Genomic DNA, 15,147 nt, shown 5'->3' with positions numbered 1-15,147 from the left:
GGTCAAAAATCCGCCGCCCATTCGAGGGCAAGGTGCGCTCCGGTGGCCGGGTGTGCAAAGGCCAGGTGGCTGGCATGCAGCAGCAGGCGCGGCGCGAGGCCCCGGGTGGCCGCGTCGGCATACAGTGCGTCTCCCAGGATGGCGTGGCCCACGGCCGCCAGGTGCACACGCAGCTGGTGGGTGCGGCCGGTGACGGGCGCAAGCTCGACCCGCGTCGTGCGGGCGGCCAGGTCGCAGCTCAGCGCGCGCCAGAGGGTCAGGCTGGGCTTGCCCTGCGTGGCGTCGATCACCCGCAGCGGGCGCCGGGCCCAGTCGGCGGCGATGGGCAGGTCGATCTCCTGCCATGCCGCGGGGTCGGCAGTGCCTTGGCCCATGCATCCCCGCACCACCGCCTGGTACCGCTTGTGCACCGTGCGCTCGGCAAAGGCACGGCTCAGGCGGCGCTGGGCCTCCAGGTGGCGCGCCATCAGCACGAGGCCCGAGGTGGCCTGGTCCAGCCGGTGAACGATCAGCGCCCCTGGCCAGTGCTGCTGGGCGCGGGTGCTCAAGGCATCCTGCTTGTCCGGGCCGCGCCCGGGCACGCACAGCAGGCCCGACGGCTTGCAGAGCACGAGCAGGTCCGCGTCCTCGTACAGCGCCCGTGGGGCGGGGCAGGCGGCGGCTCCAGGCGCGCACGCCTGGGCCGCGGGCGCGGAGGGGCCTTCACCGGGCGGCATCGTCGCCGCCCACCAGGCGCTGCACGGTGGCGCAAAGCTCTTCCACGTCGTTGGGCTTGTGGATCAGCGCCTGCGCTCCCTCGGCCAGCGCGGCCTGTTCGATCTCGGCCGTGACGTAGCCCGAGGCCAGGGCCACCGGCAGGTCGGGCCGGATGAGGCGGGCCTCCCGCACCAGGTCCACGCCGCAAAAGCCCGGCATGTTGTAGTCGGTCACGAGCAGGTCGTAGCAATCGGGCGCCGCGTTCAGAGCTGCCTTGGCCTCGTGCGGGTCGGTGAAGCCGCTGACCTCGTAGCCGCGGCGGCGCAGCAGGCGCTGCACCAGGAACACCAGGGCCTCGTCATCGTCCACGTACATCACATGGGGCTTTCTCGGGGGCGGCTCGCACCCTGGGGGCTCTGGTGTGTCCGGCGCGGCGGCGGGGGCGGTGGCCGTCGCTGCCGGCATCGGCACCGGGGGCTCGGCGGCGGCGCTTGCGGCGGCCACCGGGAAATACAGCGTGAACCGGCTGCCCTGGCCCGGCGCGCTGTGCACGTCCACGCCGCCCTCATGGGTGCGCATCACGCCATGCACCACCGCCAGGCCCAGGCCGGTGCCCTGGCCCACCGGCTTGGTGGTGAAGAACGGCTCGAAGATGCGTTCCAGCGTCGCCGCATCCATGCCCGGGCCGCTGTCGCGCACCGACAGGGCCACGTAGTCCACGGGCGCCAGGCCCAGCCGTTCGCTCAGGCGCTGGTCGGGCTGCACGGTGGCCGCCTCCACATGGATGCTGCCGCGCTCCGTGCCAATGGCGTGGACCGCGTTCGTGCACAGGTTGAGCAGCGCCTGCTCCACCTGCGTGGCATCCGCCAGAACAGGCGGCAGGCCCGCCTGCAGCTGCATGTGCAGCTCGATGGCGGGTGGAAGGGTCACGCGCAGCAGGCGCTCGGTGTCGTGCACGACCTCGGCCAGCGACACGGCCGAGCGCTGTGGCGGTTCGTTGCGGCTGAAGGTGAGGATCTGGCGCACCAGGTCGCGCGCGCGGCGGCCGGCCTTGTCGATTTCCCCCAGGCTCACCAGCACGGGAGAGCCCGGCGCGCAGTCGGCCTGGGCCAGCGCCACGTTGCCCAGAATGGCCCCCAGGATGTTGTTGAAATCGTGCGCGATGCCGCCGGCCATGGTGCCCACGGCCTGCATCTTCTGCGACTCGCGCAGCTGCGCCTCGAGTTCGTTGCGGTGCGCCTCGGCCTTCTTGCGGCCCGTGAGGTCGCGGGCGAAGACGGTGGTGGTTTCGCCTTCGGCGTGGCGCTCGAACGAGACGCTCACTTCCACGGCCAGCTCCTTGCCGCTGGCGGTGAGGGCGGTCATCTCGCCCAGCATGGCCTGCGTGGTGAGCTGCGCAAACGCCAGGGCCTGGGCGGCATCGGGCAGGAAGCGGTCGAGGGTGCTGCCCAGCGCATCGCTCGCGCTGCACTGGAACAGCGCGGCTGCTGTGGGGTTGAAGACCGTGATGCGCCGGTGCTGGTCCACGCAGATGATGGCGTCCAGCGCCGAGTTGATGACGGCTTCGAGCCGCCTTTCGCTCGCGTGCAGCTGCTCGTTGCGCTGCTGCAATGTGGCCGCGCTGTGCTGCAACGCCTGGCGTTCCGCGAGCAGCGGGCCCTGGTCGATCACCGCGCACAGGAACTGCGGCAGCGGCGGGCCGTTGCTTTGTGGTGCCTCGATGTGCGCGATGTGCAGGTCGCCGGTGATGCGCGTGTCCGCATTGATGGAAAACACGACCTCCTTGGCCTCGCTGCGGCCCAGGTCCCGCGCCAGCGCGAAGGCCTCGCGCACGCGCCTGGCGTCCTGCGCGCGCACGAAGGGCATCAGCGCCGAGAGAGGGCGGTCGCGCTCGGTGGGCTGGAATGATCGGTGCGCCATGGAGTTCGCCTGCACCACCAGATCGTGCTCGTCCACCACCATGAGGGCCAGCGGCACGCTGGCGAACAGCGTCTCGAAGCGCTCGTAGGCACTTTCGGCCACCGTCTGGCTGTAGCGCAGGACCTTGTTCTGGCTCTCGAGTTCGGCCTGGTAGGCTCGCAGCTCCGCCACCAGGCTGTCGGCCGGCGAGCCCTCCCGCGCGGCAGGCGGCGCCGTCCGCACGACGGGTGGGCCCGCGGTGTCCGCCGCATGGGCTGGCATCCGGCGGGCAGGATCCAGAAAGGACAGGTCGGGTTCGCTCATGAAGGGGGCGTGGCGTCAACGTGAAGGAGAGGCAGGCGCGGGCGTGGTGGGGCGCCCAGCCGGGGCCGCCCGGGGCGCATGCGCGCAAGTGTACGCCCGTGAGGCCTGGCCCCTGGGGGGCCCACGGCGTAACCCCTGGACGCACAAGGGAGCCGCCGCAGGGCACCCCCCGCGAAGCGGCGCACGCGAACGGGCACGGACCGGTAACCCGCATTTCAAGGGCCGATTGTTGGCCAAATGGGAACAATGCTTTTCCCAGGGATGGCTTACCGAACCGGGGGTGTTTGCCTACAGTTCATTACACCGGGCCCTTGTCACCCATGCCCTGCAAATACCCTTTCACCACAGGATTCGACCATGACCACCCTTGATACCACTGCGGCCGCCCAGCCCCTGCTGAACAAACTGCAATGGCGCTATGCCGCCAAGAAGATGAACCCCGCCAAGGCGGTGCCGCAGGACAAGGTCGAGCGCATTCTCGAAGCCGCGCGCCTCGCCCCCACCTCCAGCGGACTGCAGCCCTTCGAGATCATCGTGGTGACCGACCCCGCCGTGCGCGCGCGCATCCAGCCCATCGCATGGAACCAGGCGCAGATCACCGACGGCTCCCACCTGCTGGTGTTCGCGGCGTGGGACAACTACACGGCCGAGCGCATCAACATGATGTTCGACCTGACCAATGACCAGCGCGGCTTCAAGAACGAGGGCTGGGAAAACTACCGCCAGATGCTGCTCTCCAGCTACCCCCAGCGCGATGCGGAAGTGAACTTCCAGCACGCGGCGCGCCAGGCCTACATCGGCATGAGCGCGGCCCTGATTGCCGCCGCGTTCGAGGAGGTGGACTCCACGCCGATGGAGGGGTTCGACCCCAACGCGCTCGATGAGATCCTGGGCCTGCGTGCACGCGGCCTGCGCAGCGTCTCGATTCTCCCGCTGGGCTATCGTGCCGAGGAGGGCGACTGGCTGGTGAGCCTGAAGAAGGTGCGCCGCCCCCGCGAGCAGTTCGTGACCGAGGTCTGAGCCCGGCGGGGTTTCCCGCGTGCGCCTGCGCTAGGCAGCTTGTCCCAGGCCTCGTATACCGACCCTCCCGGCCGCCCCCTTCCTGGGTGCGGCCGGGTTCTGGGGTTTCAGCGCACCGCCGCAGGTGCATCGCTCACGCGGCGCATGGGCGTCAGCACGAAGGCCAGCGCCGCCAGCACGACCAGCGTGCCGCCGCTGGCCGCGAACAGCTGGGCCAGCGTGATGCTCTTCATCACCCAGCCCGTGACGGCGGCGGAGATGGGTGCCAGGCCCATGAAGATGAACATGAACAGGCTCATCGCGCGGCCCAGCAGCGCGGGAGGCACGCGCTGCTGGATCCAGGTGAACACGCTCACCTGCATGAAGCCGCCCAGCAGGCCGATGGCGAGCATCAGCACAGAGCCCTGCCACACGGCCGTGATCAGGCCCATGGGCATGAACAGGGCGCCGATGACCGCATCGAACGCGAGGATGGTCATGCCCAGGCTGCCGATGCGCAGCCGGGGCACCATGCCGGACACCACCATGCCCAGCAATGTTCCCGCGCCATGGGCGCCCACCATGATGCCGAAGGCCGCCGCGCCCAGCTGCGGCGTGCTGCTGGCCAGCACCGGGATGGCGATGTGGATGGGGCCCATGATGAACAGGGCAATGGCGCTCCAGTAGAGAAAGCAGGTGCGCAGCTCGCCGTCGCGCCAGAAATGAACCAGTCCTTGCGCCACCGATGACAGCACGGCCTGCGGGGCCGCCGCGGGCTGTGGCGTGCCGCCGTGGGTGCGCACCTTGGAGAGCGTCCAGGCCGACAGCGCAAAGCTCAGTGCGTCCAGCGCGAAGGCCAGGCCAATGCCGGTGGCGTTGGCGCGGGTGCCGCCATGGCCGCCGGCGCCGGCCGTGGCGGCGTCGCCAAACAGCGCGATGAGCAGGCCCGCGAGCAGCGGGCCCAGGAACATCGTGAGCTGGCGCAGGCCCAGGTTCACGCCATTGGCGGCCTGCAGCTGGTGGCGGGCCACCACGTGCGGCATCATCGCGACCCCCGCCGGGATGCTGAACGCCGTGGCCAGGCCAATGCCCAGCGACAGCGCGTACACCATCCACAGCGTCAGGCTGCCGGCCAGCACCAGGGCGGCCAGCACGGCCAGCAGCACCAGATTGATGTACTTGGTGATCATCAGCACCTGCTTGGGCGAGTGGCGGTCCACCAGCGCACCGCCGATCAGGATGAACAGCGCGCGCGGCACGCTGATGAGCGCCAGCACGGTGCCCAGCACCAGCGTGTCGCCGGCCATCTGCAGCACCAGCCAGGGCAGGGCGATGAGCGTGAACTGGTCGCCCAGCATCGAGAGGAATGCGCCGCCGGTCAGCCAGCGGAAGTTGCGGTCCTTGAGCAGCACGGCGCGCGGGTCCCCGTTTGCCGGGGCGGGCTGGGCATGCTCGGTGCGCGGCGGCGGATTGTCGCGGGTGGGGGTGTCAGTGGGCATGGGCAGGTTCTCCAGGGTAGGGGCGGGAATGGCGGTGGCCGTTGAGCAACTGGCCCACCGCGGTAAAGCGGACACACAAGTGATAGCTGGCCAAACACAGGGCTGTGGTCGCCAGCACGTTGAGAAAGATCTTGGCCGTCGCGGGGATCGGCACGCCGTACAGCAGCGCGCCAAAGCCCACCGTCAGCGGCAGGTGCACCAGGTACACCCAGTACGCGCTGTCTGCCAGGTAGGCCAGCCAGGCCCTGGGCCGCGCCACATGCCGCAGAAACAGGCCGATGAGCGCAAAGCTCCACAGCCAGGACGCCGCGTTGTAGGCCAGCGCCATCCAGAACTGGAGGTGCCGGGTGGCCGACACGGGCGCGGCCAGCACGTCGGTGAAGCCACCGGTCAGCAGCACCAGCGCGAAGGCCGATGCTTCGGGCTGGGCCAATATCTCCGACAGAAACCCGGTCACCACGAAGCACGCAAGACCCGCGGCGGCGAACACCGGCCACAGCCGTTCGTAGCGCGCCATGAGCCGTCGCCGCTGGGCGTACAGGCACAGGCCGAATGCATAGAACAGGCAGTTGTGCACCCATTCCGCAAGCGGCGGCAGGAAGGACCCACTGGGTGTGACGATGCCGTGGTCGTAGTGCGCGCCGATCCAGGCCAGCGGCAGCGTGAGCACCACCCCACCCACCGGCGATGCGCACAGCCATGCCGCGATGGCCTGCAGGGCGCGCTGCGCGGACTGTGGCAGCGCCCGGGCCATGGCCCACACCGGTGGGGTGAGCAAGGTCAGCCACAGCAGCATCCACAGGAACCACAGGTGCATGGTGGGCGGGCCTTGCGGCACGTTGGGGCCCCGGGGCAGCAGGCTGCGGTCCACACCCCAGGTGCCGTGCGCCATGCGGTGCAGGAACATCAGCCCGAGCAGGGTGGTGGCGATGAACAGCGGCGGCCAGAACACCGCGAACGGCAGGCCCAGGCGGCGCACGCGGTGGCGGGCCATGCCGGCCAGCCCACGCTGCTGCACCAGCAGTGCCACGAAGAACCCCGCCAGGATGAAGAACAGCGGCATGCGAAACGCGTGGATCACCGCCACCAGCAGGTCGGCCACGGGCGTGGACAGGTCGTCGTGCCAGGGCAGGGGCGAGGGGGCTGCCATGTACGCGATGGATGCGTGCAGCACGATGCCCAGCCACATCATGGTGGCGCGCAGGTGGTCCAGCGCGTGCAGGCGCCCTGCGGCGGCAGGGGACGCGGGGAGAACGGGAGAGGAAGGGTCGGCAGTCATGGGTCGGTCTGTCAGAAGACCGACTGTCAAGCCTCACGTTGCGTGAGGGTCAAGCGATTTTTACTGCTTTTTTACGGATGGGTGGCGCGGCTGGCCCCGCAGCGGCGGCATGCACGTGGGCGAGGGCAGCGTGCAGGTACGCACGCACGGGCGCGCTCAGTGGCGAGCCCGCCTGCAGCAAGGGCTCCTGCATCGACGCGGTGAGCAGCTTCTGGCGCAGCGCCGCATCGTTGCGTGTCAGCTGGCCGAACAGCGCATCCCAGCGCCGTGCCGCCGCCGCAGCGTCGGCGTGCTGCGGGGCCACTCCGCGCGCCAGCAGTTGCTGCACCGAGCACTCCAGCGCCGCCCACTGGGTGTGGGGCACATGGCCCAGCGCGCGCAGGTCGTCGCGGGTCAGGTACTTGTCGAGCAGGTTCATGCGCAGCTTGATGGCGACTTCGACGTACTCGATCATTTCGCCCGGCGGCGCATGGTTGCGGCCGTGGGTGGTGGGCTCGGTGCGGAACATGTGGCCCCAGCGCTCCAGCAGGTCCATGTCGCCGCCCATCCAGTGCAGCATCAGCGCCATCCAGCGGTACGCCAGCGCCTGCACCTCCGGGGCGTCGGGCGGCAGCTGGCGGTCCATGGCGCTCTGCACCAGGTCCTTCACGACCAGCCAGTCGGCTTCGATCAGGCTCCAGTTGGTGAAGATCTGCTTGAGCTCGGCCGAGCTGAAGTACTTGCCATAGGTCGTCATGAGCGCCAGCGCTTCGAGCCAGTTGCCCATGTCGGGCTCGGCCCCTGCCATCAGGCCATCGCGCAGCATGGTCAGGCGGCCGCGCAGTTCGGTGGCTTGTGATATCTGTTGGTCGAGCGCGCGGATCTGCTGGCCGATGATGCGCTCGGGCGCCATGGTGTCGCCCACCAGCAGGTCGCCGATGTCGCTGAGCGGCAGGCCCATCTGCCGCATGGTCTGGATGCCATGCAGCCGCTGCACGTCGGCCTGGCTGTACAGCCGGTAGCCGGCGTCCGACCGGCCCGAGGGCTTGAGCAGCCCGATTTCGTCGTAGTGGTGCAGCGTGCGCACCGTGAGGCCGGTGCGCCGCGCGAGGTCACCGACCTTCAGCAGCATGGGTCTTCTTACTTGCGCACCGAGATCAGCTCGATCTCGAAGTTGAGCGTGCTGTTGGGCGGAATCACCCCGCCAGCGCCGCGCTCGCCATAGGCAATCGCTGCCGGGCAGGTCAGCTTGGCCTTGCCGCCGGGTTTCATGCGCTGCACGCCTTCGGTCCAGCAGGGGATCACGCGGTTGAGCGGGAACTCGGTGGGCTCGCCGCGCTTGTAGGAGCTGTCGAATTCCTTGCCGTCCAGGAACGTGCCCTTGTAGTGCACCTTCACCGTGTCGGTGGCCTTGGGCGATTCGCCCGTGCCTTCCTTGAGGGACTCATAGACCAGGCCGCTGGCCGTGGTCACCGGGCCCTGAACCCGTGCGTGCGCGCAGAAAAATGAAGCGGCCAGCGAGCCGGCAAGTATGAGGGAAGAGGAGAGGCGCACGGAATTCCTTAGTAATCTAACGAGGGACGCAAGTGCATGCATGGCGTCAGTGGCGCGCCAGTGTAAGCGTTCGGAACTGGCTCCACCCACAGTCATCGTTTTGGGACGGCGGGCGAACCGTTGTTGTCAGTACCTGTTTAACAACAAGCGATTTACCACTGTCAGCTTTGTACTCCAACTCCTGTGCAGCAATTTAACGAAACTGATGGCAATAAAAGCAAAAAATGCGTAAAACCAATCGAGTAGCGTCGAACGCTTGACATAAGGTCGACGTTGAAAGCGAGATATTGACCTGGAGGACTCTCTCCGCTTGCTGCATGCCTCTTGCCCTTTGTGCGGCATGGAGGAGAAGAACGAGACAGGCGCAGCACGCGCCGATGGTCTTAGGCTTCGGCAGGCTGCTCCGAAGCTATGATCAAGCAAGTCGTGACATCTGGCAAACCCTAGGGGAAGCGCTGCGGACAGGACTGGGGCGCATGCGTTCGAAATCAATGAGCGGCTCTACCGCATGTGAGTCTATGCATGTCCGTGAGATCACCCTATGTGCAACTTGCCAGTCCTCTCCGAGGGTGTTCAACCACTGTGGGGGGAACGGTGTCTGCCTTGTCCATAGACCGATTGATAACCGGTGTCGGCCGGCACAAGATTGAACTGCGCAGTTCTCTGCACGATAAGTGTGTTAGTGGGATGAAGAGAGCATGTCGCAATTTGCTGGACCCGCATATTGCATGAGAATTTTAAACATTAAGAGGCGAACTTTGCAAATAGTTATCCCTATGTCAGGTTTTGGAGAAAGATTTCGTCGCGCCGGTTATGAAGTTCCGAAACCACTGATAGAAATTGAAGGAAAACCGATTGTGGCGCATGTCATTGACATGTTCCCGGGTGAAGAAAACTTCGTTTTTATCTGCAATCAGGCACATCTGGATGAGCCATCATACCGTATGGAAGCAATTTTGCGGCAATATTGCCCATCAGGAAAAATTGTTGGCATACCGCCGCACAAGCTCGGTCCGGTAAATGCGATTCGTCAAGTTGCACATCTGCTTGACCCAAAGCAGGAAGTAGTCATTAATTATTGTGATTTCACGTGTTACTGGGATTGGCATAACTTTAAGGATTTTGTTAAACAGACGGGCTGTTCAGGAGCTGTACCAGCCTATAAAGGATTTCATCCGCATTCGTTGGGGAATACAAACTACGCATACATGCTCGAAAAAGACGGATGGATGCAGGATATCCAGGAAAAGAAACCATACACATCCGACCGCATGAATGAGTATGCATCAAGTGGTACATATTATTTTTCATCTGCACAGCTTATGAGCCGGGCATTTGACGCGGTGATTGATCGGGATCTGAATGTTGGGGGCGAATATTATGTAAGCCTTTCTTGCAAAGTACTGGTTGAAGATGGAAAATCGGTAGCAGTTTATCCATTGCAGCACTTCATGCAGTGGGGTACACCCGAGGATGTTGAAGAATACAATGCCTGGTCAAGAGTATTCAAAGCTTTGATTGCGCCACCGAAGAATAAATCTGTCCCACGTGGGGCTCTGGTAATCCCCATGGCTGGATTGGGCCAGCGTTTTGTGAACGAGGGTTACGTCCAGACTAAGCCTCTTATTCCAGTCTCGGGTCGATCGATGGTGGCTCAGGCTACTCATGATCTCCCCAGCGCAGAGCAGCACGTTTTTGTCCTTCGATCGGATATGGCAGGATACGAGAATATAGTTGATGAGCTAAAAAACCTATATCCCGACGCGATCATTAAAAAAGTCGATCATGTTACGGAAGGCCAAGCATGTACCGCGTCAATTGGTGTGGAGGCACTGGTGCAAGAGCGAGGGCAAAGCATGACTCCAATCACCATTGGTGCTTGTGACAACGGAGCGCTCTATGATATGGATATCTTCTCCAGGCTTGCAAACGATCCTCAGGTCGACGTGATTGTTTGGGGTATCCGGTCATATCCGAACGCCACGCGTCATCCGAATATGTTCGGATGGATAGATGCAGAAGATGGCATAGTCAAGCATATTTCGGTAAAAAAACCACTGGATGCGCCTGCCTCTGACCCCGTGGTCTTGGGAACTTTCACCTTCCGTCGTGAAGCGGATTACCGACGCGCCTACGAGCGACTCCTTGAGCGTGATGGCCGGGTTAACGGCGAATTTTATATTGATTCCCTCATTAATGACGCGATCGCGCTCGGCTTGCGATGCCATCTTTTTGAGGTAGACAGTTACTTATGCTGGGGTACCCCGGCGGATCTGAAAACTTTCGAATACTGGCAATCCTGTTTTCACAAATGGACGAGCCACCCTTATCGGCTGGGCCTAGACCCCCGCATACCTCCCGAGCAAGTGGCGGTCCTAGAGCGAGGCTACCAAGCAATCATTCCCGAATTGCCGAAAGATCCGCATGCTTAGACGCGAGTTGACGATATTTCTGGTTGTCGGCGTGACTACAGTTATCCTGGATTTTTTGACTTACCGCAGTATTGTCGCTTTGGAATTGACCAGGGTCGAAATGGCAAAAACAATTGGATTTTTGGCAGGAACTTTGTTTGCATACTTCGCGAATCGAATCTGGACCTTTGGTCATAAGCCGAAGGTATCCGGCACTATGTGGCGATTCGCAATGTTATATGCAGGGACACTTCTTGCCAATGTTGTTGTCAACTCATTGATGCTGAAATTCTTTAGAGCAAATACTTTTGTAATAAATATTGCATTCATTGTTGCAACAGGGTTTTCGGCTTGTCTTAATTTTTTGGGTATGAAATTTTTCGTTTTCCGCAGTCGCACTGCGGGGAGGCCCCAATGAAATTTTCCTTGGTCATTCCCTGTTATAACGAGGCAAAAAATATCCCGTTACTTCTGGATCGCTGCAAGACACTGACAGAAAGTGAGAATATTGAGGTCATTCTCGTGGACAATGGTTCCACTGACAATACGGGTGAGGTGCTCGATCGGTTGCTTCCCTCGTATCGCGGGTGCAGAAGTACTCGTGTTGAAATCAATCAAGGATACGGATACGGTATTATTGCCGGGTTGAAGGCGGCGCGAGGAAGCCTACTAGGATGGACTCATGCCGATATGCAAACAGACCCCCAGGACGTACTTTCCGGTCTTGATCTGTTTGAAAAGCATGGAGAAGATATATTTGTAAAAGGGCGCCGTTATGGTCGGCCCATTATGGATGTATTTTTTACTGTTGGAATGAGTATGTTTGAAACAGTACTTCTCATGCGTCCGATGTGGGACATCAATGCCCAGCCAACAATGTTCTCGCGAAGATTCTTTGAATCTTGGGAAAGTGCTCCAACAGATTTTTCCCTTGATCTTTATGCATACTATGAAGCTCAGGAGCAAAGGATCAAGGTGTATCGTTTTCCGGTTGCGTTTGGCGAGAGAGCGCATGGCTTTTCGCACTGGAATATAAATTGGGCAGCAAAGAAAAAATTTATAAAAAGAACCATTGATTTCAGCTTCCAATTGAGGAAAAGAGCCAAATGATGGAAATCATCTCTCATCGTCGTAACACAATAACAGAGTTGATATCGACCGATTCGAAGTATGGTGTGGAAGTTGACGTCAGAACGGATCATGGGCAACTTATTATCCACCATGATCCCTGCAAGCCCGGGGAATCTTTCGAGGAGTGGATTGGTCTATATCGACACGGCACTCTTATACTCAATGTGAAAGAAGAGGGGTTGGAGCCATATCTCATCTCATTGATGAAATCCAACGGCATATCTAATTATTTCTTTCTAGATCAATCGTTTCCATTTATGATTAAGTGGTCTAATGCTGGCGAAAGACGTTGCGCGGTACGAGTTTCAGAATTTGAATCCATCGAAACAGCACTATCTTTGGCTGGTAAAGTTGATTGGGTCTGGGTGGACTGCTTCACGCATTTTTCATTGGAAGAAGAAGAAGCGGGCAGATTAAAAGATGCTGGATTCAAACTTTGCCTTGTTTCTCCCGAGCTTCAAGGCCGAGACGCTACTGTGGAAATTCCCGAACTGGCATCGCTTCTGACGGAGCGACACATCGTGGCAGATGCTGTTTGCACTAAACGCCCTGACCTCTGGGAAGCCACGATTAATTTCAAATGAAAAAGCTGTTTATACATCCATTTTTTCTTTTAGGGCTGATGCTGCGGGTGGTGCTGATAATTGCGTTGAGCCCACTACCCATCGCAAACTGGTATGCCCCATTCCTGGATATAGGCACCTCGGTATTAACTGTCGACCCCTGGTCGGTCTGGATGAGCCAGGGCGGTGACCTAGTTGCTTTTCCCTATGGATATGCAATGTGGCTGCCGTTCCTTCCTTTTGTGTTTGCGGCGAAGGTCATTGGCGCTCCTTTGGAATACGCCTATGATTTCACACTGCTGTGCGCTGATTTTTGTTTGTTGCTGACGCTTCGAAAACTACTTCCCAATCAACAAAAATTAATTTTGTTGGCCTATTGGCTGTCCCCCATCATTATTGTTGCGAGTTATGGGTTTGGTTTAAATGATCTAATCCCTGCCTTGTTCTTGGTTCTTTCGATGCTTTGTGTGCGCAGAGTGGATTTAAGATGGGGTGGGGCACTTTTGGCAGTCGCAATTTCAGCAAAATTAAGCATGATCGTGGCCGCTCCATTTTTTGCGATCTATTTAATCCACAATCGCGCTCTTAGGCAGCGGGCACTGGAGTTCGCCGGTGGCTTTTCCCTCGCTGTTCTTGTGCTCGGTGGCGCCTTCGTGTTCTCATCTGCGGGCATGCAGATGCTGTTGAACAATCCAGAAATGGAAAAGATATACCAGCTGGCGGTAGGTCTTGCGGGTAATGTTTACATTTTTATTGTTCCCTTGACTTACCTGCTAGTCCTTTACTTGACATGGCGAGTGCGGCGTCTGAATTTTGAGCTGTTTCAAGCCACTATTGGAATGTCATTTTTGCTCGTTGTCGTATTAACACCTTCTTCACCCGGGTGGTTTGTATGGTGCATTCCATTCCTTGTTCTCTATCAAGCGATGAGTGGTCGCATTGCGGTCTTGCTGGTGGGGGCATTTTCAGTGGTATACGTGGCAAGCGCTCTGCTATTAACACCTTTGCATTTCTCGAATGGCAATAAATTCGCGCTTGCCAGCTTGTTTCCCATTACCGCTCCATTAAGTGGGCACGCAGCATCGCTTCTTTACACGATGATGGCTGCAATCGGTGGAATTCTTGCCATCAGAATTTGGAGGGAAACTATCAGTCGAAACGATTTCTTTCGCCTTAGCCGCAACCCTTTTGTTGTGGGAATTGCGGGAGATTCTGGGGCGGGCAAAGATACATTCGCTGATGCGATTTCAGCATTGTTCGGTGACCACTCGACAGTCAAGCTTTCAGGTGACGATTATCACTTGTGGGACAGGCAGAGGCCGATGTGGCAGGTAATGACACATTTGAATCCCATGGCGAATGACCTAGAAGGATTTTGTAATGATCTTGTCTCGTTATCGGATGGAAAAAACATCCTCTTGCGGCATTATGATCATAAAACAGGAAAAATGAGCAGGCCCTTTGTGCTTCACAGCAATGATTTTATCATTGCGAGTGGATTACACGCACTGTACCTTCGTGCACTTCGAGACTGTTATAATCTCAAAATATATCTTGAGATTGATGAAGGGTTGCGTCGCTATTTCAAGATAAGACGTGACGTGCACCAGCGTGGGCACACGCTGGACAAGGTCTTGGGGTCATTCAAGAAAAGAGAACCGGATTCCGAGCAATTTATTCGACCACAATCCAAGCATGCGGATTTGGTCCTTTCTCTGCAGCCGATTCATCCTGGAATGTTAGAAGGTGTGGATGATAAACATCCGCTTCGTTTGAAATTAATTGTAAATACTAGGAATGGGTTCAACGAACTTACTATTCATCGAATTCTCGTTGGCGTTTGTGGCTTGCATGTTGATGTTGTCATGAGCGATGACGGCTCGGACGTGCAACTCACAATTGAGGGAGAAACATCTGCTGAGGATGTTGCCATGGCTGCGGAAATTCTATGCCCTCGTGTTCGTGACTTTCTAGATATTTCGCCAATATGGCAGGATGGTATGTTGGGGTTGATGCAATTGATCACGCTCACCCATATTAATCAAGCTCTGACTACGCGATTTATTAAATGAAGATTATTAATAATGGGCGATTTGATCGTCTTCCCGATGCGATTTTGTTTGACACGGATAATACGTTATATCCGTATGAGCCCGCGCATTTCGCAGCGCAGCAAGCGATCCGGCAAAAGGCTGCAAAAAGCTTTTCAATATCTGCAGATGATTTTGATAAAGCGTTTAGTCAAGCCCGATCAGAAGTTAAAGAGCGTCTAAAAAATACTGCATCTTCCCATAGTCGGTTACTTTATTTGCAGAGGATGTTGGAGATCATGGGATTGGGTTCCCAGGTGCTTCTGGCGCTCGATTTTGAGCAAACCTATTGGCGAACATTTCTGAGCAATGCAATTCTATTTGACGAAGTCAAGGAGTTGTTGGATGATATTCGTCTGCTGGGTATTCCTACTGCCATTGTTACAGATCTGACTGCGCAGATTCAGTTTAGAAAAGTAGTATATTTTGGTCTTGATCACTATTTCGATTATATCGTCACGAGCGAAGAGGCTGGATTCGATAAGCCACACGAAGCACCCTTTGAAATTGCACTACAAAAAATGCGGCCGAAGGGTGCCTGTATTTGGATGATCGGTGATAGCGCTATCAACGATATACAAGGGGCGCGCGAAAAAATCAATGCTGTGACGCTTCAAAAAATTCATCATGGAGTAAAAGTAGGTGAGGGTTTGGCCGAAGCCGATGCTACATTTGGTGAATTTTCTGAGCTGCGACACTTGCTTAGAAAAATAGGTGGCTGAA

13 protein-coding genes are annotated in these 15,147 nt (G+C 59.1%); 7 read left to right on the top strand and 6 right to left on the bottom strand.

The genetic code is table 11. From position 1 onward, the window contains the following. Positions 1-2: 2 nt before the first annotated feature. Both KW843_RS11525 and KW843_RS11520 read right to left on the bottom strand, forming a co-directional pair. Entirely contained in the window at positions 3-716 is a 714-nt protein-coding gene (locus KW843_RS11525) for an RluA family pseudouridine synthase (protein WP_218295238.1), read from the bottom strand. Continuing rightward, the gene (locus KW843_RS11520; RefSeq protein WP_218295237.1) at positions 703-2,919 is read right to left on the bottom strand and encodes an ATP-binding protein; all 2,217 of its coding nucleotides are present in this window, start codon (positions 2,917-2,919) and stop codon (positions 703-705) included. The genes KW843_RS11525 and KW843_RS11520 overlap by 14 nt, the downstream gene beginning before the upstream one ends. Before the next feature lie 357 nt (positions 2,920-3,276). Between KW843_RS11520 and KW843_RS11515 the strand changes: the two genes are divergently transcribed. Further along, complete coding sequence (locus tag KW843_RS11515; protein ID WP_218295236.1) at positions 3,277-3,939, top strand: NAD(P)H-dependent oxidoreductase; 663 nt, start codon at positions 3,277-3,279, stop codon at positions 3,937-3,939. A 107-nt stretch (positions 3,940-4,046) separates the two neighbouring features. Here the strand turns inward: KW843_RS11515 and KW843_RS11510 are convergent, their stop codons facing one another. Genes KW843_RS11510 through KW843_RS11495 form a run of 4 tightly spaced genes read right to left on the bottom strand, consistent with a single transcriptional unit; the run spans position 4,047 to position 8,229 of the window. Next, positions 4,047-5,417 (bottom strand): MFS transporter, encoded by a 1,371-nt coding sequence (locus KW843_RS11510; protein WP_255594673.1) that lies wholly within the window; start codon positions 5,415-5,417, stop codon positions 4,047-4,049. Then, positions 5,407-6,696 (bottom strand): acyltransferase family protein, encoded by a 1,290-nt coding sequence (locus KW843_RS11505; protein WP_218295235.1) that lies wholly within the window; start codon positions 6,694-6,696, stop codon positions 5,407-5,409. The genes KW843_RS11510 and KW843_RS11505 overlap by 11 nt, the downstream gene beginning before the upstream one ends. Positions 6,697-6,745: 49 nt before the next feature. Beyond that, positions 6,746-7,807 carry a MerR family transcriptional regulator gene (locus KW843_RS11500; RefSeq protein WP_218295234.1) on the bottom strand — a complete coding sequence of 354 codons (1,062 nt, stop codon included), beginning with the start codon at positions 7,805-7,807 and terminating at the stop codon, positions 6,746-6,748. An 8-nt stretch (positions 7,808-7,815) separates the two neighbouring features. Beyond that, on the bottom strand, positions 7,816-8,229 hold the full coding sequence (locus tag KW843_RS11495) for an FKBP-type peptidyl-prolyl cis-trans isomerase (protein WP_370628486.1): 414 nt from the start codon (positions 8,227-8,229) through the stop codon (positions 7,816-7,818). Positions 8,230-8,987: 758 nt separating this feature from the next. Between KW843_RS11495 and KW843_RS11490 the strand changes: the two genes are divergently transcribed. The 6 genes from KW843_RS11490 to KW843_RS11465 are packed head-to-tail and all read left to right on the top strand — an operon-like array spanning position 8,988 to position 15,146. Continuing rightward, positions 8,988-10,661: a sugar phosphate nucleotidyltransferase gene (locus KW843_RS11490; RefSeq protein WP_218295232.1), complete on the top strand. Its 1,674-nt coding sequence runs from the start codon at positions 8,988-8,990 to the stop codon at positions 10,659-10,661. Continuing rightward, a complete protein-coding gene (locus tag KW843_RS11485; RefSeq protein WP_255594672.1) occupies positions 10,654-11,058 on the top strand; it encodes a GtrA family protein in 405 nt (134 codons plus the stop codon). The genes KW843_RS11490 and KW843_RS11485 overlap by 8 nt, the downstream gene beginning before the upstream one ends. Further along, on the top strand, positions 11,055-11,750 hold the full coding sequence (locus KW843_RS11480) for a glycosyltransferase family 2 protein (RefSeq protein WP_218295230.1): 696 nt from the start codon (positions 11,055-11,057) through the stop codon (positions 11,748-11,750). The genes KW843_RS11485 and KW843_RS11480 overlap by 4 nt, the downstream gene beginning before the upstream one ends. Next, positions 11,750-12,355: a phosphatidylinositol-specific phospholipase C/glycerophosphodiester phosphodiesterase family protein gene (locus KW843_RS11475; RefSeq protein WP_218295229.1), complete on the top strand. Its 606-nt coding sequence runs from the start codon at positions 11,750-11,752 to the stop codon at positions 12,353-12,355. The genes KW843_RS11480 and KW843_RS11475 overlap by 1 nt, the downstream gene beginning before the upstream one ends. Next, positions 12,352-14,406, top strand: a complete 2,055-nt coding sequence (locus KW843_RS11470; protein WP_218295228.1) for a uridine kinase — start codon at positions 12,352-12,354, stop codon at positions 14,404-14,406. Before KW843_RS11475 ends, KW843_RS11470 begins: the two co-directional genes overlap by 4 nt. Next, a complete protein-coding gene (locus KW843_RS11465) occupies positions 14,403-15,146 on the top strand; it encodes an HAD family hydrolase (RefSeq protein ID WP_218295227.1) in 744 nt (247 codons plus the stop codon). The genes KW843_RS11470 and KW843_RS11465 overlap by 4 nt, the downstream gene beginning before the upstream one ends. Position 15,147 lies beyond the last annotated feature (1 nt).

Origin of the sequence: Acidovorax sp. sif1233, assembly GCF_019218755.1 — a bacterium.
Lineage (GTDB): Bacteria > Pseudomonadota > Gammaproteobacteria > Burkholderiales > Burkholderiaceae_C > Acidovorax.
This window is presented reverse-complemented; position numbering and strand designations above follow the sequence as displayed.

Excerpts from the sequence above, each read along its gene's own strand:
- KW843_RS11525 (WP_218295238.1), bottom strand. The coding sequence starts at position 716 with ATGCCGCCCGGTGAAGGCCCCTCCGCGCCCGCGGCCCAGGCGTGCGCG.
- KW843_RS11500 (WP_218295234.1), bottom strand. The coding sequence starts at position 7,807 with ATGCTGCTGAAGGTCGGTGACCTCGCGCGGCGCACCGGCCTCACGGTG.
- KW843_RS11475 (WP_218295229.1), top strand. The coding sequence starts at position 11,750 with ATGGAAATCATCTCTCATCGTCGTAACACAATAACAGAGTTGATATCG.
- KW843_RS11480 (WP_218295230.1), top strand. The coding sequence starts at position 11,055 with ATGAAATTTTCCTTGGTCATTCCCTGTTATAACGAGGCAAAAAATATC.
- KW843_RS11485 (WP_255594672.1), top strand. The coding sequence starts at position 10,654 with ATGCTTAGACGCGAGTTGACGATATTTCTGGTTGTCGGCGTGACTACA.
- KW843_RS11515 (WP_218295236.1), top strand. The coding sequence starts at position 3,277 with ATGACCACCCTTGATACCACTGCGGCCGCCCAGCCCCTGCTGAACAAA.
- KW843_RS11520 (WP_218295237.1), bottom strand. The coding sequence starts at position 2,919 with ATGAGCGAACCCGACCTGTCCTTTCTGGATCCTGCCCGCCGGATGCCA.
- KW843_RS11465 (WP_218295227.1), top strand. The coding sequence starts at position 14,403 with ATGAAGATTATTAATAATGGGCGATTTGATCGTCTTCCCGATGCGATT.
- KW843_RS11510 (WP_255594673.1), bottom strand. The coding sequence starts at position 5,417 with ATGCCCACTGACACCCCCACCCGCGACAATCCGCCGCCGCGCACCGAG.
- KW843_RS11470 (WP_218295228.1), top strand. The coding sequence starts at position 12,352 with ATGAAAAAGCTGTTTATACATCCATTTTTTCTTTTAGGGCTGATGCTG.
- KW843_RS11505 (WP_218295235.1), bottom strand. The coding sequence starts at position 6,696 with ATGACTGCCGACCCTTCCTCTCCCGTTCTCCCCGCGTCCCCTGCCGCC.